At 63.5% G+C, this 24,932-nt stretch carries 20 protein-coding genes and 3 pseudogenes; 13 read left to right on the top strand and 10 right to left on the bottom strand.

Going from position 1 to position 24,932, the window contains the following annotated elements; genetic code table 11:
- Nucleotides 1-60 precede the first annotated feature (60 nt).
- A complete protein-coding gene (locus tag ACRHIG_RS10080; protein WP_489630077.1) occupies nucleotides 61-339 on the bottom strand; it encodes a DUF3304 domain-containing protein in 279 nt (92 codons plus the stop codon).
- A gap of 50 nt (nucleotides 340-389) precedes the next feature.
- Between ACRHIG_RS10080 and ACRHIG_RS10075 the strand changes: the two genes are divergently transcribed.
- Nucleotides 390-557 carry a hypothetical protein gene (locus ACRHIG_RS10075; RefSeq protein ID WP_489630076.1) on the top strand — a complete coding sequence of 56 codons (168 nt, stop codon included), beginning with the start codon at nucleotides 390-392 and terminating at the stop codon, nucleotides 555-557.
- Here the strand turns inward: ACRHIG_RS10075 and ACRHIG_RS10070 are convergent.
- On the bottom strand, nucleotides 554-1,483 hold the full coding sequence (locus tag ACRHIG_RS10070; protein WP_489630075.1) for a DUF4123 domain-containing protein: 930 nt from the start codon (nucleotides 1,481-1,483) through the stop codon (nucleotides 554-556). The two genes, ACRHIG_RS10075 and ACRHIG_RS10070, sit on opposite strands and share 4 nt — an antisense overlap.
- 13 nt (nucleotides 1,484-1,496) lie before the next feature.
- The gene (locus ACRHIG_RS10065; protein ID WP_489630785.1) at nucleotides 1,497-4,277 is read right to left on the bottom strand and encodes a type VI secretion system Vgr family protein; all 2,781 of its coding nucleotides are present in this window, start codon (nucleotides 4,275-4,277) and stop codon (nucleotides 1,497-1,499) included.
- 228 nt (nucleotides 4,278-4,505) lie between these two features.
- Between ACRHIG_RS10065 and tal the strand changes: the two are divergent.
- Nucleotides 4,506-5,440: pseudogene (gene tal, locus ACRHIG_RS10060) on the top strand (transaldolase).
- A 145-nt stretch (nucleotides 5,441-5,585) separates the two neighbouring features.
- Here the strand turns inward: tal and ACRHIG_RS10055 are convergent.
- Entirely contained in the window at nucleotides 5,586-6,452 is an 867-nt protein-coding gene (locus ACRHIG_RS10055) for a hypothetical protein (RefSeq protein ID WP_489630074.1), read from the bottom strand.
- Between the two features lie 203 nt (nucleotides 6,453-6,655).
- Between ACRHIG_RS10055 and ACRHIG_RS10050 the strand changes: the two genes are divergently transcribed.
- The 3 genes from ACRHIG_RS10050 (at nucleotide 6,656) to ACRHIG_RS10040 (ending at nucleotide 10,917) form a co-directional block, all read left to right on the top strand.
- Nucleotides 6,656-7,729 carry a patatin-like phospholipase family protein gene (locus tag ACRHIG_RS10050; protein ID WP_475416860.1) on the top strand — a complete coding sequence of 358 codons (1,074 nt, stop codon included), beginning with the start codon at nucleotides 6,656-6,658 and terminating at the stop codon, nucleotides 7,727-7,729.
- A gap of 122 nt (nucleotides 7,730-7,851) precedes the next feature.
- A complete protein-coding gene (locus ACRHIG_RS10045) occupies nucleotides 7,852-9,714 on the top strand; it encodes a methyl-accepting chemotaxis protein (protein WP_489630073.1) in 1,863 nt (620 codons plus the stop codon).
- Nucleotides 9,715-9,741: 27 nt separating this feature from the next.
- Nucleotides 9,742-10,917 (top strand): tetratricopeptide repeat protein, encoded by a 1,176-nt coding sequence (locus ACRHIG_RS10040; RefSeq protein ID WP_489630072.1) that lies wholly within the window; start codon nucleotides 9,742-9,744, stop codon nucleotides 10,915-10,917.
- Here the strand turns inward: ACRHIG_RS10040 and hemW are convergent.
- The 3 genes from hemW to rph all read right to left on the bottom strand — a co-directional run bounded on the left by hemW (nucleotide 10,914) and on the right by rph (nucleotide 13,636).
- Nucleotides 10,914-12,188, bottom strand: coding sequence for a radical SAM family heme chaperone HemW (gene hemW / locus ACRHIG_RS10035; RefSeq protein WP_489630071.1), 1,275 nt, complete (start codon nucleotides 12,186-12,188; stop codon nucleotides 10,914-10,916). The genes ACRHIG_RS10040 and hemW overlap by 4 nt on opposite strands.
- A complete protein-coding gene (rdgB, locus tag ACRHIG_RS10030; RefSeq protein WP_489630070.1) occupies nucleotides 12,185-12,769 on the bottom strand; it encodes an RdgB/HAM1 family non-canonical purine NTP pyrophosphatase in 585 nt (194 codons plus the stop codon). Before rdgB ends, hemW begins: the two co-directional genes overlap by 4 nt.
- Before the next feature lie 138 nt (nucleotides 12,770-12,907).
- On the bottom strand, nucleotides 12,908-13,636 hold the full coding sequence (rph, locus tag ACRHIG_RS10025) for a ribonuclease PH (RefSeq protein ID WP_046685905.1): 729 nt from the start codon (nucleotides 13,634-13,636) through the stop codon (nucleotides 12,908-12,910).
- Between the two features lie 302 nt (nucleotides 13,637-13,938).
- On the opposite strand from rph, the gene ACRHIG_RS10020 reads away from it, so the two are divergent.
- Nucleotides 13,939-14,829, top strand: a complete 891-nt coding sequence (locus ACRHIG_RS10020) for a YicC/YloC family endoribonuclease (RefSeq protein ID WP_326456708.1) — start codon at nucleotides 13,939-13,941, stop codon at nucleotides 14,827-14,829.
- Here the strand turns inward: ACRHIG_RS10020 and ACRHIG_RS10015 are convergent.
- A complete protein-coding gene (locus ACRHIG_RS10015; RefSeq protein ID WP_489630069.1) occupies nucleotides 14,750-15,250 on the bottom strand; it encodes a DoxX family protein in 501 nt (166 codons plus the stop codon). The two genes, ACRHIG_RS10020 and ACRHIG_RS10015, sit on opposite strands and share 80 nt — an antisense overlap.
- Nucleotides 15,251-15,460: 210 nt before the next feature.
- Here ACRHIG_RS10015 and gmk point away from each other — a divergent pair, with 210 nt between their 5' ends.
- The 3 genes and pseudogenes from gmk to ACRHIG_RS10000 all read left to right on the top strand — a co-directional run bounded on the left by gmk (nucleotide 15,461) and on the right by ACRHIG_RS10000 (nucleotide 18,725).
- A complete protein-coding gene (gene gmk, locus ACRHIG_RS10010) occupies nucleotides 15,461-16,099 on the top strand; it encodes a guanylate kinase (protein WP_077407781.1) in 639 nt (212 codons plus the stop codon).
- A gap of 58 nt (nucleotides 16,100-16,157) precedes the next feature.
- The gene (gene rpoZ / locus ACRHIG_RS10005) at nucleotides 16,158-16,361 is read left to right on the top strand and encodes a DNA-directed RNA polymerase subunit omega (RefSeq protein WP_010400723.1); all 204 of its coding nucleotides are present in this window, start codon (nucleotides 16,158-16,160) and stop codon (nucleotides 16,359-16,361) included.
- Between the two features lie 82 nt (nucleotides 16,362-16,443).
- Nucleotides 16,444-18,725: pseudogene (locus ACRHIG_RS10000) on the top strand (RelA/SpoT family protein).
- A gap of 155 nt (nucleotides 18,726-18,880) precedes the next feature.
- On the opposite strand, the gene ACRHIG_RS09995 reads toward ACRHIG_RS10000, so the two are convergent.
- On the bottom strand, nucleotides 18,881-19,471 hold the full coding sequence (locus ACRHIG_RS09995; RefSeq protein WP_489630068.1) for a transposase: 591 nt from the start codon (nucleotides 19,469-19,471) through the stop codon (nucleotides 18,881-18,883).
- Nucleotides 19,472-19,542: 71 nt separating this feature from the next.
- Nucleotides 19,543-20,108, bottom strand: a pseudogene (gene greB / locus ACRHIG_RS09990) (transcription elongation factor GreB).
- A gap of 95 nt (nucleotides 20,109-20,203) precedes the next feature.
- On the opposite strand from greB, the gene ACRHIG_RS09985 reads away from it, so the two are divergent.
- The 4 genes from ACRHIG_RS09985 to ACRHIG_RS09970 all read left to right on the top strand — a co-directional run bounded on the left by ACRHIG_RS09985 (nucleotide 20,204) and on the right by ACRHIG_RS09970 (nucleotide 24,781).
- On the top strand, nucleotides 20,204-20,791 hold the full coding sequence (locus ACRHIG_RS09985) for a hypothetical protein (protein ID WP_489630067.1): 588 nt from the start codon (nucleotides 20,204-20,206) through the stop codon (nucleotides 20,789-20,791).
- A 17-nt stretch (nucleotides 20,792-20,808) separates the two neighbouring features.
- The gene (locus ACRHIG_RS09980; protein ID WP_489630066.1) at nucleotides 20,809-22,299 is read left to right on the top strand and encodes a sensor histidine kinase; all 1,491 of its coding nucleotides are present in this window, start codon (nucleotides 20,809-20,811) and stop codon (nucleotides 22,297-22,299) included.
- A 52-nt stretch (nucleotides 22,300-22,351) separates the two neighbouring features.
- Nucleotides 22,352-22,999, top strand: a complete 648-nt coding sequence (locus ACRHIG_RS09975; RefSeq protein ID WP_034753998.1) for a response regulator — start codon at nucleotides 22,352-22,354, stop codon at nucleotides 22,997-22,999.
- A gap of 198 nt (nucleotides 23,000-23,197) precedes the next feature.
- Nucleotides 23,198-24,781 carry a GGDEF domain-containing protein gene (locus tag ACRHIG_RS09970; protein WP_489630784.1) on the top strand — a complete coding sequence of 528 codons (1,584 nt, stop codon included), beginning with the start codon at nucleotides 23,198-23,200 and terminating at the stop codon, nucleotides 24,779-24,781.
- Nucleotides 24,782-24,932 lie beyond the last annotated feature (151 nt).

Raw genomic sequence — 24,932 nt, 5'->3', positions numbered from 1 at the left:
CTTTAAGAATACATCAACAGGAACGGGAGCTTTGAAAGGCGGAACATTAATCATAATAAATCATTTTTTAAGTGATGGTTTACCCGTGTGTTGAATCGGGTGATCTTTTCCATATCCTGCATCATTCGACACAACAACCCTCACCTCATCATTATCAAAAAAGTGCATATAAATATCTCCTGGTCTATCATATTTTTCAACTCCCACTACTTTTTCTTTAACAATATGCGTATGCCCTTCAGGCATATCCCACCGCACCAAGACGTTCATTCCTGGATGCCATACTCTCGGGATTGATGTACAGCAAATATTCGCACCTCCCGCGCCCCATTTGTCCATATTCCCCCTCCGGCCCCATCCACCGACGCGGAGTAAATGAAATTCCCGGTATGATTCACGATACCCACCTGCGCCGTCGCGGTAGTCCTTGGACCGGCTTCCTCAACCTGCCTGGCCTTGAGGGCGCAGCCGCTCAGCAGCAAGGCCGTGCCAAGATACATAATCCATTTCATCATTTTTCCTTTTATAAAAGTAAGCAGTCGAAGAAACAAGGCTAGGCAGCCGAACGCGCCTGCCAGAAATCGTCGGGCAGCGTGTCGAGCTCGGACAGGTAATTCGCTCCCTGGCGCGTGCGCCGCAACAGGCTGGCCATCGCCGGATGCGAGGTAAAGTCATCGGCCAGCATCAAGGCCAGGGCGCTGAAATGCTGACGTTGGCCCGCCGCCTCGATGCCGCTGGCGTTTGCCACAAGCAAATGACGCGCCACGCGCGCGTGACACTCGGCCGGGGTGCCGGAATGAAACAGGTCCGGCTGCACATCATGCAGATTGGCCAGGATGGCGTCGGCTTCGGCGATATCCACCAGGGCGGCAAAGGCGGTGTCGCCGAGGGGGAATTTATCAAATTCCGCAGGGGCGGGCTTGGCCTCTGCCGTGCCCTGCCAACTGATCAGGGAGCCATCGCGCCGCAGCGACCACCAGCGGTAGATGGGGCTCAGCAAATGCGCAGACTGCGTTTCAGTCAAGGCTGCCAGCAGGGCCGGCAATATGCGCGTATCGGCCCAGCGCATGGGCCATTCGACGGTGTCTGGCGTGATGGCAATCAAATAGGGGCGCAAATGCTGCTCCAGCTGGCCGATATCGAGCGTGCTGGCGATGATGCTGAGCATGGGCTTGCCTGCGCACAGCGAAAACAGGCGCTGCAGCCACGCAGCCTGCTCGCTGCTTGCCGATGGCGCCGCCATTAAATGCGGTGCGGCGCTCTTGAAGTTTTGCAGCGAGGTGTGCGCATACAGCGACTGGCGCCGCAGCCGGCTAGGGTAGCGCTTGGTGAAAAACTCCTCGTCGCAGGCGCCGTCGAGCAGCGCCAGCAGATACAGGGGCTGGCTGCCGTTCGCCACCGCCGCCTCCGAGCGCAAGGCCTGCAGTTGCTGCGCGATCAGCGCTGGAACTTCCGGGTCGTGAACATCGATGGCAAAGTACATCAGGATTCCTTTTCTAGGCCGCCGTGGGCGCGATAAACGGACTACCGCTACGCAACGCCGCCAGCAGACAAGCCTTGCACACGCTGGCAGGCAGCGCGGGCAATGGATAAGCGAGCCGTGTCGGCCCGATACAACTCTTCTTGCCCGCATGCACCGTAATCTTGCCCGGGCACTGGATCGTGATATTGCCACCTTCGATGGTGATATTCGCGCCGCCCGCCGTCGACAGGCGGATGCTTTTCGCCGCCGCCCAGTCCACATGCGCGTTGGCGCTGATGACGTTGACCTCTTCGCGCGCCTGCACGTTGAGCACGTCGGCCTGCGCCTGCACGTCGATAGATTGACACGCGGCAATCATCTGCAGGCCGATATCGTTCTCGCCCGCCTTGACCACGCCGCCCAGCACGCCGATGGCCTGGCCCGCGTGCACGCGCCACTGGCCGCCACCGGTGAATTGGGTATCCTGACCGCTCATCATGGTGACGGTTTCGCCGCTGGCCAGTTGCATATCCTGCCCCGCGACAACGCCCAGTCCGGCCCTGGCGGCAATCGCGATGATGGCGTCCTTTGTGTGCGGCAGCTGTTCATGCATGCCGGAAACGCTGGCCAGCAACGTTTTCAAGGGCGCCGCCTGGTCGTCGAGTTCGCTGGCATTCGGCGCGCTGGCGCCGACATGGCTGGCGTAGGCCACCGTCTGGTGCGTGGCGGCAGCCTGGCTGAACGTTTCGCCCAGCAGCACCGCCTGTTTCATCAGCGCGACGCCGCCGGCATTGTCGCCGGCCGGATCGCGTTGCGCGGCCTCGTGCCGGAGCACATAGCTGCTCACCAGCAAGCCCGCCCTGGCGCGCAGCGCGCCATACGCATCGGTGCGCAGCTCGGCGCCGGCGCCGCGCAGGCTGCCCCGGTAGTTGTCGGCGCCGTGGAGCAGATGACCCAGGTTCAGTTCGCTGGCCGCATGGCTGCTTTTCAGCTGGATGCGTCCCTGCTGGTCGGTGTCGTCGAACAGCAGCTGGTTGTAGCCGGCCATGCCGCCCGCCTTGCCGAATTCCTTGCTGCGGATGCCCCATTGCGCGCTGGCATTCCGATGCGCCGCGCTGCTGCCCGCGGCGCCATGCCACAGCGGACTGTTGCCGCCCGCCACATTGCCCTGCGCCGATACGCCATGGTCGTGCGCCGGCGCGAACACGCCGGCGTCGCCTGGTTCGCGCGCCGCGCCGCCCGGCGTCGGTACGCTGCCGCCCTCGCCCTGGCCGTTGTACAGGGCGCCGACGATGACAGGCCGGTCGATATCGTTTTCCAGGAATTGCACCAGCACTTCCTGGCCGATGCGCGGCAAAAACTGGCTACCCATGCCGCCGCCGGCCGCCCGTTGCGCGACGCGCACCCAGCAGGTCGCGCCCGTCTCCCGCTGCCAGTGAAAGCGGATGCGCACCCGGCCCAGCCTGTCGCAGTAAATCTCATCGGCGCCGCTGGCCACGTCGTTGCCGTCGGCGCCGACGACGATGGCGCTCTGGCTGCCCGGCGCGGTCGGCGTGGCATGCTGGCGCGCCTCGTTGCCATCGTGCAGCGGACGCCATGGCGTGCCAGCATCGATCATTTCGATGCAGTTGGCGTAGCCGCTGGCTTGCGCCTGGGCGATCGCGGCGGCGACATCGGGAAAGCCCGCACCCCACTGTGCCACGGTTTCTTCCAGCAATTCCGGCAGCGGGCCGAACAGTTCCGCCAGTCCTTCCAGCGCCGGCAGCGGCAGGTTGTTGACGCCGATGCTGGCCACGCGCAGCACGACATACTCGGGCGCAGCACCGTCGGCTGGCGGCAACGGTCCCTGCGTCAGGGTAAAACGCGTGCCGGCGCGCAGGGTGCGCACGGTCGAACGGGCTTGCCACAGCTGGGCGCGCGCTTCGTGGGCCTGCATCCGCAGCTGCGCGTAGCGCTGCGCCTGGGCGCCATTCGCATACCAGTACTGGCCCGGCGTATCGTAGCTTTCCAGCAGCGGCGCGTTCTTGCCGCCAAGCACCATATTCGTCGGCACGCTGGCGGCGACCGCCTTCTTCGCCTTGTAATCGTAGCTGAGCACGCTACTCAGCCCGACGTGCAGGCTGCGCCGCGCGCGCAAGGCCTGCATCGTGTCGCCCGGCTCGCCGACGCGCGCGCCATGAAAACGCAGCCCGCCGCCTTGCGCGCTGCTGGCGTCCTCGGGTGTGGCGCAAGCCTGGCTGCTGTCGGCAAAGACGAGCAAGGTCTGACCATCAAACCGCCAGGCCAGCCCTTCTTCCGTCAGCAGGCGGCGCACGAAATCATAGTCCGATTCGCGATACTGGCAGCAATAGCTGCGTTCGCCCGCTGCCTGCATGAACGACGCGACTTCGTCGCTCCAGCGCCACCGCGCCGCCGGGGCATAAGACTGGAACACGGACTCGACGATCTCGATCACGGACTTGTCTTGCCAGACGCGGCTGTTACGGGTCTGCGTCAGCAGCCACAGCCACGGCGTGATGCGCAGCCGGTAGCGCGCCAGTCCGCCATTGCTGCCCAGCATGGCGGCGGCGCTGATGTAGCCGGAAAAGGACGTGCGCGTGCCGTCGGCCAGGCTGACATGCAGGCTGGCCGGCTGGCCCAGCAGGGACGCCAGCGCGACATGGGCGCTGGTGGACAAGGCGATGATGTCGCGCGCGCCGACTTCCTGCAGCCGTTCGTCGGCGGCAAAGGCTTCGACCAGCAGGCCGCTGTCCTGGTCATCCTTGCCGATGGACAGTGCATACAGACGTGTCGCGCCGTTGAAGGCGCCTACCATGCTAACGATATCTTGTGTCAAAAGATGCTCTTCATCTGGAGTGTGGCATCGCATATTGCTTATAAAAACAATGTGCAAATTAAACAAGTCCAGGCAATTATGCGCGAGTTCTTAAAAAAGCAAGATTCAATTGAACAAGTAATGCACAGACAAGACAATAGTGGGTCCCACCTGCGATGGATTCGGTACAATACTTCGGCAAGCCCCTTCACTCTTTCCCGTGCAGCCATGAACCAACTCGAACAACTGAAGCAATTTACTACCGTGGTGGCCGACACCGGCGACTTCCAATCGATCCAGGCCTACACGCCGCGCGACGCGACGACGAATCCGTCGCTGATCCTGAAGGCCGTGCAGAAGGATGAATACAAGCCGCTGCTGGAAAAGGCCGTGCGCGACCATCCGAACGCCTCGACCGCCGAGATCATCGACCGCCTGCTGATTGCGTTTGGCGTGGAAATCCTGCAAACCATCCCCGGCCGCGTCTCCACCGAAGTCGATGCGCGCCTGTCGTTCGACACGGAAGGCACGGTCGCCAAGGGCCGCGACCTGATCGCCCTGTATTCGAACGCCGGCATTCCACGCGAGCGCGTGCTGATCAAGATCGCCTCCACCTGGAAGGCATCCGCGCCGCCGCCATCCTGGAAAAGGAAGGCATCCGCTGCAACATGACCCTGCTGTTCTCGCTGGCCCAGGCCATCGCCTGCGCCGAAGCGGGCGCGCAGCTCATTTCCCCGTTCGTCGGCCGCATCTACGACTGGTACAAGAAATCGACGGGCATCGACTATGTGGGCGCGGAAGACCCGGGCGTGCAATCGGTACGCCGCATCTACAATTACTACCGCAAGTTCGGCTACAAGACCGAGGTAATGGGCGCGAGCTTCCGCAACACCTCGCAAATCCTCGAACTGGCCGGCTGCGACCTGCTCACCATCAGCCCCGACCTGCTGCAAAAGCTGGCCGACAGCGATGCGCCCGTGGAGCGCAAGCTGAGCGCCGAAGCGGCGCCATCGACCAACATCGTGCAGATGTCGCTGAACGAGGAAGCCTTCCGCTTCATGATGAATGAAGACGCGATGGCGACGGAAAAACTGGCCGAAGGCATCCGCGCCTTCTGCGTCGATTCAGGCAAGCTGAAACAGATGATCGCGGCGCTGCGTTAATTCCGGCACGCGTAAAAAAAGCGGCGTTCGTGCATTGCACGGCGCCGCTTTTTTATTTTAGTCGTCCTCATTGCCCCAAGGCGACTGACAGCACCATTGCGAGCGGCCGCAAATCACGACGCGCAGCAGGTGCCGTCAGGCGTCATCAGGAGCAGCGGAAGGTGGCCACGCCCTGGTAATTGGCGCCATTCGCCAGCTGCGCCTTGTAGGCCGCGATCAGCAGGTAGCGGCCAGCGCCGCCGTCGCCCAGCATCAGCTGCGCGCCAGTGCCGTTCGACAGGTAGCCGCCGGTGATGCTGCTCGACGCCGCCGACGCCATGCTGGTCGACGCACTCACCTTGCCCGTGCTGCCGCCGGCGCTGGCGTCGATGGCCAGTACAACCTTGGCGCCGGAGGCATCGAACGACACGCTGGCCGTGCCGCTGGCCGTGCCGAAATTGGCATCCGAGGACACGTTGGCGCCACCCGTGTAGGCAGGCGCCGTGAACGTGCCCGCATCGCAGGTCGGCGTGCCGCTGGCTGGCAGCGCAGCGAGGGCATTGTAGGCAACGTAATGGGCGCTGGCGTTATTGCCAGTCAGGCTGGTAGCGCCAAAGGCGTTGGTAAACGTCCCCTTGAACCAGCGGCCCTGCGCAAAGGCAGCGTCGCCGCTGATTTCGCGCGTCACGGCCGGATTGCCGGTGAAGACGATGCCGTTGATGTCGCTCAGCGCGCCCGACGCATCCTGCACCAGCGTGCCGGCCTTGCCGCTGCTCTGCAAGCCGATTGCGGTAAAGACAAAGCGGGCGCTGTCGCCCTTGACAAAGCGCGCGCTGACGGCGCCCGTGTTGTCGCCGGTGGCCTTTGGCACGACGGGTACGACGGGTACGACGGGTACGACCGGCGCCACCGGATCGGCAGGCTTGGCCGTATTCACGGCAACCGCCGTGTCGGATGGGGAAGAAGAACCGCCACCGCAAGCGGCGAGCGAAGCGGCGATCAGGGTCAGAACAAAAGCGTGATTCAGTTGCATACGATTCCAATAAAAAAGCAAGACATAAGGAATCCTTGGCACATGCCAAAAATTCAACGTCCAATATTATGCAACATTTCTCAAGAGAATGGTTGCCTGAAAGAAATTTATTAATGCTAACAATGCGACCATCACGCGCGCATCTGTGTCGTGACGCCGCGCTGGCGGTAAAATACCTGGCTACAGGCCGCCAGCGACTACTCATGCAATCACCGATCACCATCCGCCTGGGCCGCCGCGCCCGCGCCCGCATCGCCGACCACGGCTTGCGCGCGCTTGACGTCGCCATCGTGCCTGCCGCCGCGGGCGGGCCGAAAGGCTTGATCCTGCACCAGCTCGATTGCTGGCTGTTCGGCGACTTCCTGCGGCAAGCGCCGCGCCCGCGCCAGTTCGTCGGCGCCTCGATCGGCGCCTGGCGCATGGCCGCCGCCGTGTTTCCCGATCCGGTGGCCGCGCAGCGCCGCCTGGTGCGCGAATACGTGGGCCAGCGCTATCCCGACAAGCCCGCCGCGGCGCACGTGAGCCGCACCTGCCGCGCCCTGCTCGACGCCGTCCTCGATGGCCAGGACGCGCAGCTGCTGCGGCATGCGCAGCACAGCCTGTCGGTGCTGGCCGTGCGCGGCATCGGCGCGCTGGCGCAGCCAGGCAAATGGCGCGACCGGCGCGGCTTCGTGCTGGCCGCCGCCGGCAACGCCGTGGCGCGCGCGCGGCTGGCCGCCTCGCTGGAACGCGCGGTGTTCCATGCCGGGCCGGACGGCGCCAGCTGGCTGCGCTCGCGCTTCGACGCCTTTCATTCGCATTTCGTGCCGCTGGCGCAAGACAACCTGCGCGACGCGCTGCTGGCCTCCGGCTCCATTCCGCTGGTGCTCGACGCGGTCACGGACATCGCCGGCGCGCCGCCCGGGCGCTACTGGGACGGCGGCCTGGTCGACTATCATCTGCACCTGCCCTACCAGCGCGAACCGGACCTGGTGCTGTACCCGCACTTCGCCGACCATATCGTGCCGGGCTGGCTGGACAAGGCCATGCCCTGGCGCCGCGCGCGCAGCGGCGATAGCGCACTCGACAACATGATCCTCGTCTCGCCCTCGCCCGGCTTCGTGGCCAGCCTGCCCAACGGCAAATTGCCGGACCGGCGCGACTTCTCCCATTACGGCCAGGACCATGCGGCGCGCATGCGCGACTGGCGCCGCGCCATCGCGGAAAGCGAGCGCATGGCGGCCGCCTTCGCCCGCTGGGCCGAGCGGCCGGACCTGCGCCAGGCGGGCGAGCTGTAGCACGGGCGTGGCTGCAACAGGCGCAAAGACAAGCGCGCTTTTCCCTCGCTTCTTGGTTACTTATCAGTGCATACTATGTCGCACAGGCAATCTTTAATCCCTCTGCGACAGGAGTTCCGACCATGCACGCCCTCTCCCACCTCCGTATCGGCACGCGCCTGGCTGCAGGTTTCGCGCTGGTGCTGCTGCTGTCCGTGATTTCCACCTCGTACGCGCTGTACAGCGCCCACGTGAATGCCGAAGCGACGCGGCAAATGATGGAAAAGCCGCTGGCCAAGGAACGCCTCGTATCGGACTGGTACGTGCTGATTTACTCGGCCATCGCACGCACCTCGATGATCGCCAGGAGCACGGATGAAACGCTGTCGAACGTGTTTGCCGAGACCATCGCCGACAGCACCAAACAGGGCGGCGAACTGCTGAAGAAAATCGAGACGCTGCTCGACAGCGACGAGGAAAAGGCCATCTTCAAGGCGTCCATCGCCGAACGCGTCAAGTACCAGGATGCCAAGACCCTGGTGATGAATGCGCGCAAGGCCGGTAACGCGGCGCAGGCGGAAAGCGCCTACCGCGACAGCTTCGCGCCGGCCGCCGCCAAGTACCAGAACAACGTCAAGGCCCTGCTGTCGCAGCAGCGCCAGGCCATCGACACGACGGCGCAAGCGATCGAGGCAGCCAACGGGCGCAGCTTCACACTGCTGCTGACCTTGTGCGCGCTGGTGGTGGCGCTGGGCAGCGTCTGCGCCTGGCTGATTACGCGCTCGATCACGCAGCCGTTGAAGGCCGCCGTGAAGGTGGCCGAAACGGTGGCCGACGGCGACTTGCGCACGCATTTCGGCACGCCTGCCAGCGATGAAATCGGCGACCTGATGCGGGCGCTGCACGGCATGAACGAGGCGCTGCGCAAGGTGGTGTCGGAAGTACAGACGGGCACCAATGCGATCGCCACGGCATCGGGCGAAATCGCCGCCGGCAACCAGGATCTGTCGGCGCGCACGGAACAGCAGGCCAGTTCGCTGGAAGAGACGGCATCGTCGATGGAGGAACTGACCAGCACCGTGAAGCAGAATGCGGACAATGCGCGCCAGGCCAACCAGATGGCGGTGGCCGCCTCCGGCGTGGCCGAACGGGGCGGCAGCATCGTCAGCCAGGTGGTCGACACCATGGGCGCCATCGATACGGCGTCGACGAAAATCGTCGACATCATCGGCGTCATCGACGGCATCGCCTTCCAGACGAATATCCTGGCCTTGAACGCAGCCGTCGAAGCGGCGCGCGCCGGCGAGCAGGGGCGCGGCTTTGCCGTCGTTGCCACGGAAGTGCGCAGCCTGGCGCAGCGCTCGGCCGCAGCGGCGCGCGAAATCAAGACCCTGATCGGCGACTCGGTGGAACAGGTCAACAACGGCACGCGGCTGGTGCAGCAGGCCGGCAGCACCATGGGCGAAGTGGTCGACAGCGTGCGCCGCGTCACCGACATCATGGCCGAGATCACGGCCGCCAGCGCCGAGCAAAGCATGGGCATCGACCAGGTCAACCAGGCCATCGCGCAGATGGACCAGGTGACGCAGCAAAATGCGGCCCTGGTGGAAGAAGCGGCAGCGGCAGCCGAAAGCATGCAGGACCAGGCGGCGCGCCTGGCGCAGGTGGCGGCAGGCTTCCAGCTCGAGCACGTGGCCACGGCGGCGCCGGTGCGCGCCGCGCGGCCGGCCAAGGCCGCCATTGTCACCACGAAAAACTCGCGCCACGCCCATCCCTGGCCGCAGCCGGCAAGGCCACGGCCGACAAGCCGGCGGCCCCCAAGACAGCCGGCGCCGCGGCGCACAAAACGCCATCGCACATCGCCGGCGAGCAGGACTGGGAGGAGTTTTAAGCGCGATGATCGCCGCCGCCGATACGCCCGCCGCGGGCCGCTGAAAGTATTTGACAGCGGCGGCCGGCGCGCCGATACTGGTTTCAGGTGGGACTGGCGCGCCACCGCGACATGAGACAGCCGGCGCCTCCAGGGAGAGACCATGCGCCCCTATCTTGTTTTCGCCCCTTGCTTCAAGCGCCTGGGCGCCGCCCTGCTCTGCGGCGCTTTGGCGGCCTGCAGCGTAGCACCGCCCGTCAGCCTGCCCCCCATCTTCAACGACAGCGATTTCGCGCCCGCCGCCGCCATCGACGCCAGCCAGGTCTTTGCCATCGACGAGACCATGCGCCAGTATGTGCGCACGCAAGTGCGGCGCGAAGCGCGCAACAAGAATGACCGCGCGGCCCTGTATGACGCCCTGTACGACAAGAGCAGGCTGAAACTCGAGTACGATGCGGCCATGACCCGCAATGCGCGCGAAACGTTCGCCGCGCGTCAGGGCAACTGCCTGTCGCTGGTGATCATGACGGCGGCGCTGGCACATGAAATGGGCTTGCAGGTGCGCTACCAGGAGGTGCTCGGTGAAGAAAGCTGGAGCCGCAGCGGCGACATGTATTTTGTCGCCGGACACGTCAACCTGGTACTGGGCCAGCGGCTGGACGACAAATCCGGCAGGTACGATGCCAAGGGCATGATGGTGATCGATTTCCTGCCGTCCGCGGAAATGGGCGGCTACCGCACGCGAGAACTCGACGAAGCGACCGTGCGCGCCATGTACATGAACAACCGCGCCGCCGAAACCATGAGCGAGGGCCAGCTGAACCAGGCGTACTGGTGGGCCCGGGCAGCGCTGCTGCAAGACCCCTCGTTCAGCGGCGCCTACAACACCCTGGGCGTGATCCAGTTCCGCCATGGCGACCTGGCGCAAGCGCGACGCACTTTCGCCCATGCGCTGACGCGCGCGCCGGACAACACGGTGCTGCTGTCGAACCTGGCGCAGGTGCTGGAAGCATCCGGCCTGCCCGAAGAAGCACTGCCGCTGCGCCGGCGCCTGCTGGCGCTGCAGCCGCAGCCGCCCTTCCACTACTTCAACCTGGGCAAGGCGGCCATGCAGCGCAACGATTACGTCCAGGCGATACAGCTGTTTTCACGCGAAATCGCGCGCGACCCGTACTACCACGAATTCCACTTCTGGCTGGCGCAAGCCTATGCGCGCCTGGGCCAGATGGAGCAGGCCGGCAAGCAGCTGGAACTGGCGATGAACAACAGCACCACGCGCGGCGACCATACTCTGTATGCGGCCAAGCTGCAGCGCCTGCGTGCCGTCACCACGCATTAATCTTCCAGGAACATCTGCTGCAGGTCGTTCAGGAAGCACAATCCCCGTTCCGTCGGACGGATGAGCTGGTGATCGCGGTACAGCAAGCCTTTCGCTTCGGCCGCATTCAGCGGCTGCTCGATGGCGTTGAGGGCCAGGCCCGTGCGCTCGGCGAACAGGTTCGGCGCAAAGCCCTGCGTCAGGCGCAAGGTATTGAGCATGAACTCAAAGCCCATTTCCTCGCGCGCCAGTTCGCGCTCTTCCTGCACCGGATTGCCGGCCAGTACCGCATCCATGTAGGCGCGCGGCTGCTTGTAGCGGGCCTGGCGCAGCACGCGGTGCGGGAACGAAATCTTCGAGTGCGCGCCCGCGCCGATGCCGAGATAATCGCCAAATTCCCAGTAATTGCGGTTGTGGCGTGCCTGGCGGCCCGGCTGCGCATACGCCGACACTTCGTAGCGGCCGTAGCCCGCCTGCGCGGCGCGCGCGGCCACCATGTCGGCGATGTCGGCGCTCTCGTCGTCGTCCGGCAGCACGGGCGGATACTTGGCGAACAGGGTGTTCGGTTCCAGCGTCAGGTGGTACAGCGACAGGTGCGGCGGCGCGAACGACAGCGCCGTTTCCAGGTCCTGCCGCGCCTCTGCCAGCGTTTGCGTGGGCAGCGCGTACATCAGGTCGAGGTTGAAATTGTCGAAGTTGGCGTGCGCGATCTCCACCGCGCGGCGCGCCTCGCTGTCGTCATGGATGCGCCCCAGCGCCTGCAGGTGGCGGCCATTGAAGCTCTGGATGCCGACCGACAAACGGTTGATGCCGCTGGCCCGGTAAGACTTGAATTTTTCCGCCTCGAAGGTGCCCGGATTGGCTTCCATGGTGATTTCGCAATCGGGCTCCAATGGCAGCAGGGTGCGCACGTCCGACATCAGCCGGTCCAGGCCCGCCGCCGACATCAGGCTGGGCGTGCCGCCGCCGATGAAAATCGTGTGGATCTTGCGACCCCAGATCAGCGGCAGAGCCATTTCCAGGTCCAGCCGCAAGGCAGCCAGGTATTCGGCTTCCGGCAAGTCGCCGCGCACCTCGTGCGAATTGAAGTCGCAATACGGGCATTTTTTCACGCACCACGGGAAATGGATGTACAGCGACAGCGGCGGCAGCGCCGTCAGGTTCAGCGCGCCCGGCTGCAGGTACTTCAGGGCCGCCCCGGCCGCGCCGGAAAGGCCTTCCTGCGGCGCGGGGGCGGCTCCGGGCCTGGCTGCGGACTTGGCAACGGCGCCCACCAGTTTGATCGGGATCATCGCAGCTTTTCCACCAGCGCGCGCAGGGCCTGGCCGCGGTGCGACAGCGCGTTCTTTTCATCGGACGTCAGTTCGGCCGCGCACTTGCCCAGCGCGGGAATGAAGAAATGCGGGTCGTAGCCGAAGCCGCCGTTGCCGCGCGGCGCCTGGACCATTTCGCCATTCCAGCGGCCGTCGGCGATCACGGGCTGCGGGTCGTCCGCATGGCGCACGTACACCAGCACGCAGTAGTAATACGCGGACTTGTCGGCATGCGCCTCAAGGTCGGCGATCAGCCTGGCGCTGTTGGCCGCGTCCGATTTCGGCTCGCCCGCATAGCGGGCCGAGTACACGCCCGGCGCGCCGCCCAGCGCATTGACGCATACGCCGGAATCGTCGGCCAGCGCCGGCAAGCCCGTCAGGCGCGACGCGTGGCGCGCCTTTTGCAGGGCGTTTTCAACGAAGGTGTGGAACGGTTCGTCGCTTTCCGGTACGTCGTACTCGCCCTGGGCGTGGACGGAAAAACCGATGGTCGAGAGCAGCTCGTTGAATTCCTTGAGCTTGCCGGCGTTGTTGGAGGCGAGGATGAGGCGTTGGGTCATGTCAGTAGTCCGGTTGAAGTGCCGACATTGTAAACCTTTTGCGCTCCCCTCACCTTCGCCCGCCGCCGCGCTCAACGGCGGCAGGTGTGGGCTTTTTGCCCGGCGCGGCGGGCAATGACATGTAAATCCAGGTAAAGATTACATGCCGAGAGCTTGCTTTTGCAGGGCGATCAGGTCGGCGATGCCGCCCTGCGCCAGGTCCAGCAGGCGATTCATGCCGGCGCGGTCGAATGCCGCGCCTTCGGCCGTGCCCTGCACTTCGATGAAGTGGCCCGCTTCCGTCATCACCACGTTCATGTCCGTGTCGCAGCCGGAGTCTTCGACGTAGTCCAGATCCAGCACCGGCATGCCCTGGTAGACGCCCACCGAGATGGCGGCGACGAAGCTTTTCACGGGGATGGCGGCGATCGCGCCGCGCGCCTGCAGCTGGGAAAACGCATCATATGCGGCCACCATGGCGCCCGTGATCGAGGCCGTGCGCGTGCCGCCGTCGGCCTGGATCACGTCGCAATCGAGGTGCAGGGTGCGTTCGCCGAACGCCTGCAGATCGAAGGCGGCGCGCAGCGAGCGGCCGATCAGGCGCTGGATTTCCTGCGTGCGGCCGGACTGCTTGCCGCGCGCCGCTTCGCGGTCCATGCGCGTATGCGTCGAGCGCGGCAGCATGCCGTACTCGGCCGTCAACCAGCCCTGGCCCTTGCCCTTCAGGAAACCCGGCACCTTGTCTTCGATGCTGGCGGTGCAGATGACCTTGGTGTCGCCGCACTCGATCAGCACCGAGCCTTCGGCATGCTTGGTGTACTGGCGGGTGATGCGGATGGCGCGCAGCGCGTCGACGGCGCGGCCGCTCGGGCGGGATTCGAATGTCATGGGGATGTCCTGTGTGATTGGGGTTGCGGCAGCGATTCTACCACCGTGCGCCCGTCTATTTGCAGTCATGCAACAGCGCCGGACCCAATGGCGGGCGGTGCACACATGATCCCTACAATCCTGCCCAGCCAAACACAATTTTCTTTACAATGCCGTAAAACGCACACTATTCAGCAATTTTCAGGCCATCGGGCACTTCGGTCCTGTTTTGCGGCGCGGGCGGTATTGCCTGCGCTGGCTGATTAAGTGTATAAGTGACTGTATACAAGATCAAATCGGGGAATCCTTTGAGCATTTCAAGCATGACAGGCTACGCGGTTGCCACCAGCGAAGGTGCTGCAGGCACACTGACAATTGAAATCAAGAGCGTCAACTCGCGCTTTCTCGACCTGCAATTCCGGATCAACGACGATCTGCGGGCCCTGGAGCCCGACTTGCGCGCCGCCGTCATGTCCGCCATCACGCGCGGCAAAGTCGAGGTACGCCTGAGCTTTGGCCGCAAGGCTGCGACCGCCGGCACGCAGGCGCTGAACGTGCCCCTGCTGGCCGAACTGGCGCGCCTGCAAAACGAAGTGGGCCAGCATTTTGTCTCCGCCCCCGTCATGACGGTGGCTGAACTGCTGCGCTGGCCTGGCGTCATCGAAGAAGCGCAAGTGGGACAGGAGTCGCTGCAGGCGGACGTGGGCGCGCTGACCAAGCGCACCGTGGCCGCCTTCGTCGACAGCCGCAAGCGCGAAGGCGCCGCGCTCGAAGCGGTGCTGGTGTCGCGTATCGAAGCGATGGAAGCCATCGTCAAGCGCATCACCCCCTTGATTCCGCAAGTGGTGGCGGCCTTCCAGCAAAAAGCCATCGAGCGCATGCAGGATGCGCTGGGCCTGGCCAGCCAGGGCTCGAATTCGGCCCTGTCGCGCCAGGACGCCATGGAGCGCATCCGCCAGGAAGTGATCCTGTACGGCATCCGCATCGACGTATCGGAAGAACTGGCGCGCCTGTCGGCCCACCTGGGCGAAACGCGCCACATCCTCGCCAAGGGCGGCCAAGTGGGCAAGCGCCTCGACTTCATGATGCAGGAACTCAACCGTGAAGCCAATACCTTGGGCGCCAAGGCCTCCGTCAAGGAGTTGGCCGATGCCTCGATGGACTTGAAGCTGCTGATTGAGCAGATGCGCGAACAGGTGCAGAACCTGGAGTAAGCGCTCCGATCTCAGGCCAGGCGCGTTGCGGCGCGCCCCTGTCGCTGGCGGCGATGACGACGCAGGCGACAAACAGCACGATGCTGTATTCGACGCCGCCGGCGCCATGCTCGCCCACGAACCAGCCCTTGGCCGCATGTACGATGACGATGCCGCCGATGCAGATCAGCATCAGTCCGGCCGCCGCCCAGCGCATGTATTTGCCGGCGATGAGCAAACTGCCGCAAACGATCTCGACGGCGGTAATCGCCCACACCACGGCCAGGCCATAGATAAATCCCTTGTCTTCCAGGAAACCGGCAAAACGGGGAATGGTGCCGTTGGCGATGCGCGTGACGGCGTGCGCCATGAACATCACGGCGATGGCCACGCGCAGCAACAGCATGGCCTGGGCAACACTGAGGAACGGGAAATTTTTCATGCGCGCATCCTGTCGATAAAATAGTTATCAAGAAAAAGCATTCCAAATTAAATAACTATTTCCTCAAGATAACAAGCAAAATATGCGCAGGCGCGGCGGCCAGGCGCATCGCGGGGCTGGCTCGCCGCCTTGCCTCTTGGTAAAATACCGAATTGGGCGGCGCCCATGCAAGCGCACACGCCGCCATCACACGCATATGGAAAGATCCGCATGAGCCACCCTACCGCCTTCTCCGGCAGCCTGTTCGTGGTCGCCGCGCCATCGGGCGCCGGCAAATCGACACTGGTCAATGCATTGCTGGCGCAAGAGCCCGGCATCAAATTGTCGATCTCGACCACCACCCGCGCGCCCCGTCCGGGCGAGCAGCATGGCCGCGAGTACTATTTCACGACGGCGGAAGACTTTGTCGCGCGCGCCGACCAGGGCGAATTCCTGGAATGGGCGGAAGTGCATGGCAATTACTACGGCACTTCGCGCATCATGGTGGAACAGCAAATGCTGGCCGGCACCGATATCCTGCTGGAAATCGACTGGCAGGGCGCGCGCCAGGTGCGCAAGCAATTCCCCCGCGCGGCCGGCATTTTCATCCTGCCGCCATCGATCGACGCACTGGAAGAACGCTTGAACAAGCGCGGCCAGGACGAGCCGCACGTGATCACGCGCCGCCTGCTGGCGGCCGGCGGCGAAATCGCACACGCTCCCGAGTTCGAGTATGTTATTATCAATGAAGAGTTTACGGTCGCTTTGTCCGAACTGAGCGCGATCGTGAGAGCGGCCCGTTGCCGGTTTGCGCAACAAGCGGCCCGCAACGCATCGCTATTCGCCCAGCTGGGCCTGCACGCAGAGTAAAAACGCTGCAACGGCACGCCAGTTCACACAGCACCACGCAAAAATTTTAGGAGTTACTATGGCCCGTATCACAATCGAAGATTGCCTGAAGCAGATCCCTAACCGTTTCCAGCTGACCCTGGCTGCGACCTATCGCGCACGTCAGTTGCTGCAAGGCCACACCCCCAAGGTGGAAGCCAAGGACAAGCCTACCGTCGTCGCACTGCGCGAAATCGCTGCCGGTAAAGTCGGCATCGAAATGCTGAAAAAGGTCCCGATGTAAGTGGGAACCCGCGTGCCGGAACAGTGCTGACCCCTGGTTCTACCGTATCCTTTATTCACACTGTGAAGCAACGCGACGTTTTATGAGTCTGACCCCAGCCGACACGACTTCCGCAGCACTGCCGTCCCTGGCCCCGCGCCAGGCGGCAAAATCGCAGGGCGCTTCCGCGCCCGGAGCCGGCACGTCCGGCGGCAACACCCCCGCAGTACCGCCAGCGCCCGCCCTCGGCGTGGCCTCCGTCAGCCACCTGGCCGACAAGCTGGCCGAATACCTGTCTCCCGCCGACCTGAAAAAGTCAAGGAAGCCTACCGCTTCTCCGACGAAATGCACCTGGGCCAGATGCGCCGCTCGGGCGAGCCGTATATCTCGCATCCGATCGCCGTCGCCGAAATCTGCGCCGACTGGAAGCTCGACGCGCAAGCCATCATGGCCGCCCTGCTGCATGACGTCATGGAAGACCAGGACGTCAAGAAGGAAGAATTGATCGAGCGCTTCGGCGCTCCGGTAGCGCACCTGGTCGACGGCCTGTCGAAGCTGGAAAAGATCGAATTCCAGAGCCAGATCGAAGCGCAGGCGGAAAACTTCCGCAAGATGCTGCTGGCCATGGCGTCCGACGTGCGCGTCATCCTGATCAAGCTGGCCGACCGCCTGCACAATATGCGCACCCTGGATTTCATGACGGCGGCGAAAAAACGCCGCATCGCCAGCGAGACCATGGAAGTGTACGTGCCGATCGCGCACCGCCTCGGCCTGAACAACATCTACCACGAGCTGCAGGACCTGTCGTTCTCGCACCTGTATCCGATGCGCTACCGCACCCTGGCGAAAGCCGTCAAGGCGGCGCGCGGCAACCGGCGCGAAGTGGTCAACAAGATCATGGAAGCAGTGAAAAGCACCTTGTCCATGGCCGAACTCGAGGCCGACGTCACGGGCCGCGAAAAGACCCTGTACGACATCTATAAAAAGATGCGCAGCAAGCATTTGTCGTTCTCGCAAGTGCTGGACGTGTACGGTTTCCGCGTGGTGGTGGGCAGCTTTGCCGACTGTTACGTGACCCTGGGCACCCTGCACAGCCTGTACAAGCCCATGCCGGGCAAGTTCAAGGATTACATCGCGATCCGCAAGCTGAACGGCTACCAGTCGCTGCACACGACCGTCATCGGCCCGTACGGCACGCCCGTGGAATTCCAGATCCGCACGCAGGAAATGCACCGCACGGCCGAATCGGGCGTGGCGGCGCACTGGCTGTACAAGAGCGGCGAATCGAACCCGTCCGACCTGCAGCAGCGCACGCATGCGTGGTTGCAATCACTGCTCGACATCCAGCAGCAGACGGGCGACTCGGCCGAATTCCTCGAACACGTCAAGGTCGACCTGTTCCCCGATTCCGTCTACGTGTTTACGCCGAAGTCGAAGATCATCGCCCTGCCGCGCGGCGCCACGGCCATCGACTTTGCCTATTCGATCCACACGGGCATCGGCGACCAGACCGTGGCCGTGAAAATCAACAACGAAACCTCGCCCTTGCGCACCGAACTGCACAATGGCGACATCGTCGAGATCATCACCGATTCCTCGTCGCGCCCCAGCCCGACATGGCTGTCGTTCGTGCGCACCGGCAAGGCCCGTTCGGCCATCCGCCACCATCTGCGCACGATCAACCTGCCCGAATCGATCGCCCTGGGCCAGCAATTGCTGTCGCAGGCGCTGCACACCCTGAACATCGACGCCGACCTGCAAGCGCCATTGGTCGAACGCCTGCTCAACGAATCGAGCGCCAATTCCATGGACGAGCTGTACGCGGACATCGGCATCGGCAAGCGCATGGCCACGCTGGTGGCACGCCACATCTTCGGCTTGATCGGCGGCGAAGCGGCCAGCATGCCGGTGGAACACAACAGCGGCAGCGAACTGGACCCCGTCACCATCTGCGGCAGCGAAGGCGTCTCGGTGCAACTGGCGCCATGCTGCCTGCCGATTCCCGGCGACCAGATCATCGGCCAGCTGCGCCGCGACCAGGGCTTGCTCGTGCACACGAGCGACTGCTCGCAAGCGAAACGCCAGCGCGCCAAGGAACCGGACCGCTGGATCGCCGTGCGCTGGGGAACCGAACTGAACCGCCGCTTCGATTGCCGCATCAAGGTCTTGATCAACAGCGAACGGGGCATTTTGGCCAGAGTCGCCGCTGAAATCGGCGAGTCCGACGCCAACATCATCTATGTGGGCATGGACGAAGACAAGGACAACGTGCTCGACCAGCTGCGCTTCACCGTGCAAGTGAAAGACCGCGTCCACCTGGCCGCCCTGCTGCGCAACGTGCGCAGAGTGGCCGGCGTGAACCGCATCTTGCGCGAACGCAATTAAAATTGTTGGCAAAGGGCTGGGGTCAGACCCGCCGGGGAAATACGTCCCAATGGGACGTATTCCGATCGCGAAGCGACTGACCCCAGTTTTCCGCTGCGGGCTACCGGTTCACTTCCGCAACGCGTCGTAAAAACGCCTGATCACCCACCGCAAATTCAGCATTGACTGCTTCTCGCAGCTGTCCGATGCAATGCTCGCCTAAATTCATACTGAAATAACGATTGGTATGTCTTTTGCCGCTCAAGCACATCACATCCAAGTTGCATATATAAAGAATGCGGAGACAGCAGATCATCATGCACGCCCTGCGCATTGCTTCGATAACTGGACCAGCAATATTGACCAGGCAATGCCACGATACCGGCCCTGACAGGGTTAAGTTCGATATAGCGCTGGCAAATCAATAAATAACGCTCGCCCTGCACCAGGCAAGATTTGTAGCGGCCTTCCCACAAACTGCCGGTGCGGCCATAACGCCAGTTGAAATACTGCACATAACGCTGGTTCAGCATTTTCATCAGCGACGACAGGGACGTTGCGCTTTGCGTGGAAAGCAATAGATGCACATGATTATTCATCAGCACATATGCATGCACATGGCATGGCGCAAGCTCCAAACAATTACGCAGATAGTCAAGATAGCGCTGTTTATCCTGCCCATCAAGAAAGCATGCTTGGCGATTCACTCCACGCTGCACCACATGCAGCGGAACGCCGGGCCAGACGAGCCGAAGGCGACGGGGCATGGCAACTCCTGATACCAACTGAATGATCAGTGTGCCAGCGCGCGCCTCTGGCGCCCTGCGTCACCGCAAGCTTACCCCTCCCCCGGCGCCGGATACGTCACTTCCAGCAATTCCAGCTCCTGCTCGCCCTGCGGCGTATTGAGGGTGATCACGTCGCCCTCGCGCGCCTTGGTGATGGTGCGGGCCATGGGGGAGACCCAGCTGATCTTGCCGTTCAGGGGTCGAATTCGTCGATGCCGACGATGGTGATGGTATGCGTTTCGCCGTCGCTGGTGCGGTAGGTAACCGTGGCGCCGAAGAATACCTGGTCGTTGCCATGGTGCACGCTGGGATCGACGATGGCGGCCAGGTCCATGCGCTTCGTGAGGAAGCGGATGCGGCGGTCGATTTCGCGCAGCCGGCGCTTGCCGTAGATATAGTCGCCATTTTCCGAGCGGTCGCCATTCGACGCCGCCCAATGGACGATGCGCACCACTTCCGGACGGTCGACGTCGATCAGTTGCAGCAGCTCTTCCTTGATGCGCTGGTAGCCGGCCGGCGTGATGTAGTTCTTGGCACCGGCGGGAATGGCCAGCGCCAGCGCCGCCGCCTCTTCATCGTCGTCGTTGTCGGATTCTTTTACAAAGGCTTTATTCATCCGCCTATTGTAGCCCCGTCAAGGACTGCCGGACACACCGATTTATCGTATCATCGAGGCCATGGCAACCATACCGGGGCGCCACACGGAGACGGATGAAAAAATTCTACAGAGTCAGGCGCTGGCTGTTCGCGCCGCTGGTCTACCTGGCCGCCATCTGCCTGCTGATCGAGGAATGGCTGTGGGCGACGGGCGCGCGCATCATGCAGGTGGTGTCGCAGTTTCCGCCCCTGCATGCGCTGGAAGCGTGGATCAAGCGCCTGCCGCCGTACTGGGCGCTGGCCATCTTCGTGCTGCCGGCCGTGCTGCTGTTTCCCGTCAAGCTGCTGGCCCTGCTGGCGATCGCGCGCGGCCATGCGTTTTCCGGCATCGGCGTGATCGTCATCGCCAAGCTGGGCGGTGCGGCCGCCGTCGCCCGCCTGTATTCGCTGACGCGCCCTACCCTGCTCAGTTTGCCGTGGTTCGCCCGCTGGCACGGTTTATTTATGGAAACCAAGGACCGCTGGATCGCCCGCCTGCGCGCCACGCGCCCGTGGCGCCGCGTTAGCCGCCTGTCGGCCGCGCTGGGCCGCACCCGCCGCGCCTGGTGGCAGCGCTTGCGCAAGGGCACGCCCGGACGCCATAATTCCCGCCCAGCCAGGGTGCTGCGCCGCTTCGCCGCCTTCTGGCGCGCCCGCCGCTGATGAAGAAAGGCCACTCCATGCACGACACGCCCCGGCTGGCCGCCGCCCTGCGCGCGGCGGCGCCGGAAATCTACCTGTACGACGCGGCCAGCTTGCAATTGCTGGACGCCAACGATGCCGCCTGCGACAACTTGCAGTATGCGCGCAAGGAATTGCTGGCGATGACGCCCTTCACCCTGGCGCCGCAGCTCGAGGCGCAGCAGCTGGCCGCCGTGCTGGCCGCCCTGGACGACAGCATCGGCGCGCAAGCCCGGCTGCACGTGCAGCAACGGCGCCGCGATGGCAGCCTGTATTCGCTCAGCCTGCACCTGTCGCGCACCCAGCGCCAGGGGCGCGCCCTGCTGCTCGCCGAGGGCGAAGACTTGCGCACGCCGCAGGCAACGGCCGCCGCCCTGGCCCAGGTGCAGTCGCGCTTCAATGCCATCGTGTCGAATACGCCGGGCCTCGTGTACCAGTTCTGCCTGCATGCGGATGGACGGGCGTCCTTTGCCTACCTGAGCGACGGCTGCCAGGCCCTGCTGGGCCTGAGTCCGGCACAGCTGCACGCGCGCCCGGAACTGTTCTACCAGTTGATCCTGGCCGACGACCGCGCCTCGTATCTGGAATCGATGCAGGCCTCAAAAAACGCCTTGTGGAGCTGGAACTGGGAAGGCCGCATCTGGATCGATGCCTGGAAGGACGTCAAATGGATCAATCTGCGCTCGACGCCGCGCGCGCTGGCCGGCGGCACGGTGCAGTGGGAAGGCATCATGACGAATATCACGGAAAGCCGGCTGGAACAGATCGAAGTGCGCCAGTCGCGCGCACGCCTGGCCGAGCTGACGGCGCATATCGACAAGGTCAAGGAACACGAACGCACGCGCCTGGCGCGCGAACTGCACGATGACCTGGGCGGCAATTTGACGGCGATCAAGATGGCGCTGGCCATGCTGGCGCGCCGCCTGCCGCCGGACGACCCGCTGCTGCAGGAAAAGGCCGACTATGTCGATGCCCTCGTCGACCGCAGCATCGACGCCGTGCACCGCATTTCGCTGGACTTGCGCCCGTCCATGCTGGACCTGGGCCTGGTCGCCGCGCTGGACTGGCAAGTCAAGGAATTCGCGCGCCAGGCCGGCATCGAGTGCCAGTTCATTTCCAATCGCCAACATATCGAACTGGAACTGGACCAGGCGACCAGCCTGTTCCGCATCGCCCAGGAGGCGCTGACGAATATCGCCAAGCATGCGCAGGCGAGCAAGGTCAGCGTGCGCCTGGCACGGCAGCGCCAACACATCAGCCTGTCAATCGCCGACAATGGCGTCGGCATGCGCCTGTCCGACCGCGCCAAGCCGCAGTCGTTCGGCATCCGCGGCATGGCCGAACGGGCCAGCGCGCTGGGCGGCAGCCTGAGCCTGATGGACGGGCCGGACGGCGGCACCATCCTGCGCATAAAAATCCGGCTGACCACGCCGCGAGAGGCGATAATAGCGGCTGCAGCCAGCGCACCAGCGCAAAGCGGATCGCCATAAGGCCACAGGGCCGCCGCAGGGCGCAGGGATTCAGATAGGAAACAACGCAGTCATGAAAGAAAAAGCCACCATCCGGGTATTCATCGCCGACGATCACGCGATCGTGCGCGAAGGCTTGAAGCAAATCCTCGCCGACACGAAGGACATCATCGTGGCCGGCGAGGCTGAAAATGGCCACGACGCCATCAAACTGTTCCGCGGCTCGAAATGCCAGGTGTTGCTGCTCGACATCTCCCTGCCCGACCGCAGCGGCATCGAGGTACTCAAGCAGATCAAGAAGGAAAAGCCGGAACTGGCCGTGCTCATGCTCTCCATGCACCGCGAAGACCAGTACGCCATCCGCTCGCTCAAGGCGGGTGCGGCCGGCTACCTGACGAAACAGAGCGCGCCGCGCGAACTGGTCACGGCCATCCGCCAGGTGGCGCAGGGATTGAAATACATCAGCGCCTCGCTGGCGCAGGAACTGGCCAACACGGTGGGTGAAGACCACGAAACGGCCTTGCACGACACCTTGTCGGACCGCGAATACCAGACCCTGGTCATGATTGCCTCGGGCAAGGCGGTGGGCGCCATCGCCGAAGAGCTCAAATTGTCCGTGAAAACCGTCAGCGAATACCGCGCCCGTTTACTCGTCAAGATGAAACTCAAGAACAGCGCCGAACTGACGCATTACGCCATCCGCAACCAGCTGGTGGATTGACGGCAAAGCGGCATGCCCGCTGGCATCGGGCGAATTGACAGGACTTCTCCTTGCTTCTCGCACAATAAGTTCTTTGCCAACTCGCATATCATGAGGATAATGAGAAATATCTGAAAAGGCTGTGCCTACATGTCCAGTAAATTGCCATCTTCACCAGCAGGCGCTCCCGCTGGCGCCACGAATACCGCCGCCGCGGCGATGAACCCGGCCGATATCGCCCGCGAAGCGTTTCGCCGCCTGGCCACGCGCCGCATCGCCCCGACGCCGAGCGCCTACCGCGACATCTACAATGAAATCGCCGGCATCAGCGAAGCGGCGGACAGCCCTGCCGCGCCGGCCGCCGTGCTGGCCGCCAGCGCCAATGTGGAAAAAGGCGCGGAGAGCGGCGCGGAAAACGTCCTGGCGCAATTCGCCGCCAAGATGAGCGAATCGGCGGGCGAACTGGGCGACTTTGGCAAGCGTTTCCAGCGCGCCCTGAAAGCGCGCGACTGGGACAGCTATGCGCGCACGCTGGCGCAACTGGCCGAAAAACAGGTCAAGAAAGGCGGCGGCATCGAATTGCCGCCCCTGCCGGACGGCGAACAGACGCGCACCCTGCGTGAATTGCTCAGCCGCACCCTGGGCTTTGCCGTCGCCACCTTGCTGACGGGCACGCCCGCGCTCGTGGAAGAGGCAGAGTCCTTGGGCGCGGCCATCAAGCAGGCGCATACGGAAGAAGCGCTGAACGAAGCGGCCCTGCGCCTGAAGCAGCTGTGCTACCAGATCGAACTGAAAAGCGGCGACACGGCCGAGCAGCAGGAATTGCTGCTGCGCCTGTTCAAGCTGCTGCTCGACAACGTCAGCCAGCTGCTCGACGACGACAGCTGGCTGCGCGGCCAGGTCGACGCCGTGCAGAACCTGATCGCCGGTCCGCTCGACCAGCGCGCGCTGGAAGACGCCACGCGCAGCCTGAAGGAAGTCATCTACAAGCAGAGCCAGCTCAAGCACAGCCTGTCCGACGTCAAGCTGACGGTCAAGAACATGATGATGACCTTCATCGACCGCCTGGGGCAAGTGGCGGCCAGCACGGGCGACTTCCATGAAAAGATCGGCGGCTATTCGGAAAAGATCAGCCAGGCGGAAAATATCAGCGAACTGAACAGCGTTCTCGACGAAGTCTTGCGCGAAACGCGCATGGTGCAGAACGAAGCCTTGCGCGCGCGCGACAAGATGGTGCTGGCGCGCCAGGAAGTGCAGGACGCGGAACAGCGCATCCACACGCTGGAAGCCAAGCTCCAGCATATGAGCGAGCTGGTGCGGGAAGACCAGCTGACGGGCAGCCTGAACCGCCGTGGCCTGGACGACGTGTTCGAGCGCGAGACGGCCCGCTCGGACCGCCGCGGCACGCCGCTGTGCATCGCCATGCTGGACCTGGACGATTTCAAGCGCCTGAACGACACCTATGGCCACCTGGCCGGCGACGCCGCGCTGAAACACCTGGTCAAGATCGTCAAGGAAACCCTGCGCTCGATGGACGTCATCGCCCGCTTCGGCGGCGAGGAATTCCTCATCCTGCTGCCGGAAACCACGGTCGAGGCTGCCTCGTCGACGATGACGCGTTTGCAACGCGAGCTGACCAGGCATTTCTTCTTGCACGACAACGAAAAAGTCTTGATCACCTTCTCCGCCGGCGTGGCCCTGCGCCTGCCCAACGAAGACCAGGCCGAACTTGTCAAGCGCGCCGACCGCGCCATGTACCAGGCCAAGCAGACGGGCAAGAACCGGGTGGTGGTGGCCGACTGAGTTCCTGCAGTGCGGAGCAATGCACTGCATCTCAATCACATTGTTTCGAACACTATCGATAAAACTTATTCGGCCAATTACCAAAAAATTAACCGAAATCGTTTTAATGACTCAATTGCCAATATAAGATAGCAATCCCATTTGTTATGGG

This window comes from Janthinobacterium sp. C22 (assembly GCF_057919405.1).
This window is presented reverse-complemented; position numbering and strand designations above follow the sequence as displayed.

Excerpts from the sequence above, each read along its gene's own strand:
- gmk (WP_077407781.1), top strand. The coding sequence starts at position 15,461 with ATGAGCCACCCTACCGCCTTCTCCGGCAGCCTGTTCGTGGTCGCCGCG.
- ACRHIG_RS10070 (WP_489630075.1), bottom strand. The coding sequence starts at position 1,483 with ATGTACTTTGCCATCGATGTTCACGACCCGGAAGTTCCAGCGCTGATC.
- ACRHIG_RS10050 (WP_475416860.1), top strand. The coding sequence starts at position 6,656 with ATGCAATCACCGATCACCATCCGCCTGGGCCGCCGCGCCCGCGCCCGC.
- rph (WP_046685905.1), bottom strand. The coding sequence starts at position 13,636 with ATGACATTCGAATCCCGCCCGAGCGGCCGCGCCGTCGACGCGCTGCGC.
- hemW (WP_489630071.1), bottom strand. The coding sequence starts at position 12,188 with ATGATCCCGATCAAACTGGTGGGCGCCGTTGCCAAGTCCGCAGCCAGG.
- ACRHIG_RS10015 (WP_489630069.1), bottom strand. The coding sequence starts at position 15,250 with ATGAAAAATTTCCCGTTCCTCAGTGTTGCCCAGGCCATGCTGTTGCTG.
- ACRHIG_RS09975 (WP_034753998.1), top strand. The coding sequence starts at position 22,352 with ATGAAAGAAAAAGCCACCATCCGGGTATTCATCGCCGACGATCACGCG.
- ACRHIG_RS10080 (WP_489630077.1), bottom strand. The coding sequence starts at position 339 with ATGGACAAATGGGGCGCGGGAGGTGCGAATATTTGCTGTACATCAATC.
- ACRHIG_RS09970 (WP_489630784.1), top strand. The coding sequence starts at position 23,198 with ATGAACCCGGCCGATATCGCCCGCGAAGCGTTTCGCCGCCTGGCCACG.
- rpoZ (WP_010400723.1), top strand. The coding sequence starts at position 16,158 with ATGGCCCGTATCACAATCGAAGATTGCCTGAAGCAGATCCCTAACCGT.
- ACRHIG_RS09980 (WP_489630066.1), top strand. The coding sequence starts at position 20,809 with ATGCACGACACGCCCCGGCTGGCCGCCGCCCTGCGCGCGGCGGCGCCG.
- ACRHIG_RS10040 (WP_489630072.1), top strand. The coding sequence starts at position 9,742 with ATGCGCCCCTATCTTGTTTTCGCCCCTTGCTTCAAGCGCCTGGGCGCC.
- ACRHIG_RS10055 (WP_489630074.1), bottom strand. The coding sequence starts at position 6,452 with ATGCAACTGAATCACGCTTTTGTTCTGACCCTGATCGCCGCTTCGCTC.
- rdgB (WP_489630070.1), bottom strand. The coding sequence starts at position 12,769 with ATGACCCAACGCCTCATCCTCGCCTCCAACAACGCCGGCAAGCTCAAG.
- ACRHIG_RS09985 (WP_489630067.1), top strand. The coding sequence starts at position 20,204 with ATGAAAAAATTCTACAGAGTCAGGCGCTGGCTGTTCGCGCCGCTGGTC.
- ACRHIG_RS10020 (WP_326456708.1), top strand. The coding sequence starts at position 13,939 with ATGACAGGCTACGCGGTTGCCACCAGCGAAGGTGCTGCAGGCACACTG.
- ACRHIG_RS10065 (WP_489630785.1), bottom strand. The coding sequence starts at position 4,277 with ATGGTAGGCGCCTTCAACGGCGCGACACGTCTGTATGCACTGTCCATC.
- ACRHIG_RS09995 (WP_489630068.1), bottom strand. The coding sequence starts at position 19,471 with ATGCCCCGTCGCCTTCGGCTCGTCTGGCCCGGCGTTCCGCTGCATGTG.
- ACRHIG_RS10075 (WP_489630076.1), top strand. The coding sequence starts at position 390 with ATGATTCACGATACCCACCTGCGCCGTCGCGGTAGTCCTTGGACCGGC.
- ACRHIG_RS10045 (WP_489630073.1), top strand. The coding sequence starts at position 7,852 with ATGCACGCCCTCTCCCACCTCCGTATCGGCACGCGCCTGGCTGCAGGT.